The sequence below is a fragment of the Sphingomonas sp. SAFR-052 genome, assembly GCF_051965015.1.
Classification (GTDB): Bacteria; Pseudomonadota; Alphaproteobacteria; order Sphingomonadales; family Sphingomonadaceae; genus Sphingomonas.
On record NZ_JBQCMO010000028.1, the window covers coordinates 1 to 3,076 of the forward strand.

At 63.8% G+C, this 3,076-nt stretch carries 2 protein-coding genes; both read left to right on the forward strand.

All coding sequences use genetic code 11. From position 1 onward, the window contains the following. Positions 1-48: 48 nt before the first annotated feature. A complete protein-coding gene (locus tag ACTHQV_RS19130) occupies positions 49-2,217 on the forward strand; it encodes a type I restriction enzyme subunit R domain-containing protein (protein ID WP_440492306.1) in 2,169 nt (722 codons plus the stop codon). Then, positions 2,214-2,921 (forward strand): M48 family metallopeptidase, encoded by a 708-nt coding sequence (locus tag ACTHQV_RS19135; RefSeq protein ID WP_440492307.1) that lies wholly within the window; start codon positions 2,214-2,216, stop codon positions 2,919-2,921. The genes ACTHQV_RS19130 and ACTHQV_RS19135 overlap by 4 nt, the downstream gene beginning before the upstream one ends. The last annotated feature ends 155 nt before the right edge of the window (positions 2,922-3,076 follow it).

Sequence of the window (3,076 nt, forward strand, 5' to 3'; positions counted from 1 at the left end):
CTTCGAAGGCATTCGTTGTCCCTTCCTTGGTCCAGACTGTCATAGTCGATGGACCACTCAGAAGGGGGCAGCTCACGCGCGGTGCCGACGTCGCGGCTGCTGCTGGTGACCGATCGCACCGACCTCGACATCCAGATTGGCGATACGTTCAAGGCGACCGGTAAGCAGGTGGTGCAGGCCGGCAGCGGCGCCGACCTCGGCAAGCTGATCCGCGACAAGGCCGACATCGTTACGACGCTGATCCACAAGTTCCGCAGCCTGGTCGAGCGTGGCGGCCTGCGCGATGACGATCCCGACGTGTTCCTGCTCGTCGACGAGAGCCATCGCAGCCAGACGGTGAAGGACGACGAGAGCCTCCACCGGCAAATGCGGACGGTGTTCCCCGCCGCCTGCTACATCGGCTTCACCGGCACGCCGCTGCTGAAGCGCGAGCGGTCGACCTTCACCACCTTTGGCGGGCTGATCCAAAGTTACAAGATCGACGAAGCCGTGCGCGACAAGGCCGTGGTGCCGCTGCTCTACGAGGGGCGCCACGTCGAGATGGACGTCGAGCAGGACGGGCTCGACCGCTGGTTCGATCGCGTCACCAAGGGCCTGACCGACGAACAGAAGGCCGACCTCAAACGCTGCATGGGCCGCACCAACGAGGTACTGGGTGCCGCGCCCTGGCTCAAGGAGGTGGCGTTCGACGTTTCGGAGGATTTCGCGCGCAACTGGAAGGACACGTCCTTCCGCGGCCAGCTGGTCGCGCGTGGCAAGCGCGAGGCGGTGCTGCTCAAGCAGCTGATCGAAGGCTTTGGCGACGTGACAGCCGAGGTGGTCATCTCCGATATCGACGACCGCGAGGGTCATGAGGAGGTCGGTGAAGAGGACGATCTGGTTCGCGCCCACCTGAAGCGGGCCAAGGCGCTCCACGGCGACCTGAAGACTTTCGAGCGGCACGTGATCGACCGCTTCAAAAAGGGCACGGGCGCCGACCTGCTGATCGTGGTCGACAAGCTGCTCACCGGCTTCGATGCGCCTCGTAACCGCGTGCTCTATCTCGCCAAGCCGCTGCGTGAGCACGGCCTGCTCCAGGCGATCGCGCGGGTGAACCGTCTGTATCAGGACGACGAGGCGGAGAAGACGCACGGTCACATCGTCGACTATGCCGGCGTGCTCGGCGAACTAGACCGCGCGCTGACCAGCTACCAGGCCTTTGCCGATTATGACGAGGGCGATGTCGCACAGGCGCTGGTGGCGATCCGCGAAGAGACCGAGCGGCTGCCGGACGTGCACGCCGCGCTGCTCGATCTGTTCAAAGGCATTGCGAACACAGCCGACCAGGAGGCTTATGAGCGCTATCTTGCCGACGAGCTGATTCGACGCGACTTCTACGATCGGCTGCACGCTTTCGCGAGCGCGCTGCAGGCGGCGTTCACTTCGCAGGATTGGGTTGAGCGCACATCCGAGCGGACGATCCGCGGCTACAAGGAGGATTTGAAGCGGTTCGAGGCGCTGCGCCGTGCGGTCGCGCGCCGCTATGCGGATGCCGCTGACGACTATGACGCGCGCGAATACCAGGCGCGCATCCGCAAGCTGCTCGATCAGCATATCACCGCTACCGGCATGGTGGAGCTGGTCGGGCCGGTCGATATCTTCGACGAGAGCACCTTCAAGGCGGCCGTGGAGGAGGCGACCGGCGGCTCGGCTTCTATCGCGGACGCGATCGCCAGCGCGACGGCTCGCACCATCACGGAGCGGATGGAAGAGGACCCGATCCGCTTTCAGCGCTTCTCCGCCATCGTCGCACAGGCAATCGAGGAGTTCCGCGCAGGCAGGCTGAGCGAAGCGGACTATCTCGCCCGAGTGACGGCGGTGCGTGGCGAGATCGTCGGGGCCAAGGTCGCCGATGATCTGCCCGACATAGTGCGCGGAGACGACTTCGCTGCCGCGGTTTGGCGGCTGCTGCGCGAGACGCTGGCACCGATCGCCGGGTCGGACTTGGACGAGGTCGCGGCCCAGGCCGCGCTTGCCATTGCGGCCCTGGTACGCGCGGAGTGCCGGGTCGGCTGGCAGGACGACGCCGGTCCGCAGAACGCGATGCGTGCCGGCATAGATGACTATCTTTACGCCGAGGTGAAGGGCCGGCGCGGACTATGGGGCCTTGATGCGGCCAGCATGGACAGCATAGCTGATGGCGTGATCGGCATCGCCCGTCGACAGTTGGCGCGATGACGGGCGAAACCGTCACGCTTGGCGCGACCGAAGTCGCTTACGACCTCGCATTCAGCGATCGGCGTACGCTCGGCATTACAGTTAAACCAGACGGAATGCTTTGCGTGACGGCACCCGTCGGCACACCGCTGGAGACGATTGAGGCCAAGCTTATAAAGCGCGGTGCTTGGATCTTGAGCACTAAGCGGGATTTCGACCGACTGCGTCCCGCAACCCCGCCCCGCCGCCATGTTGCAGGTGAGACGTACCGCTTTCTCGGCCGCCAATATCGTCTGCGCGTCGAACCGGATGCTCCTCGCGGAGTGGTGCTCTCCCCGGAGCACCTCACGATCGGCGGCATTGCAGCTGACGAACCACGTCGCATCGCCACCCGGCTAGGTCTTTGGTACCAGCGCGAAGCGCGCCGCGTAATGTATGAGCGGTTCGACCGGTGTTGGTCGCTCTTCGGTGACGGTGCCCGTCCGCCTCGGTTAACGGTGCGTCCGATGGAGAAACGCTGGGGCAGCCTTTCCGCTAGCGGCCAATCGCTGATCTTGAATCGGCGGTTGGTGGAGGCCGACGTTGATGCAATCGACTTCGTGATTGTCCATGAGTTCTGCCACCTGCGGCATCATGATCACGGTGAGGCTTTCCATGCCCTTTTGGCAACGCGCATGCCAGATTGGCGAGCTCGCAAGGCTCGCTTGGAGCGCTGGATGGCTTAACTAACGAAAGTGAGAAAATTTGCCTAAATTGAACCGCAATCAAATTCACGATGAAGCCCGTGCTATCCTTGCAGCCAATGACGTGACCCCAGTCTTTCATCCAGCTGCGACCAGAGACCGACCGTGGTTGTCGCGCATGAGCGCGGGTGAAGCAA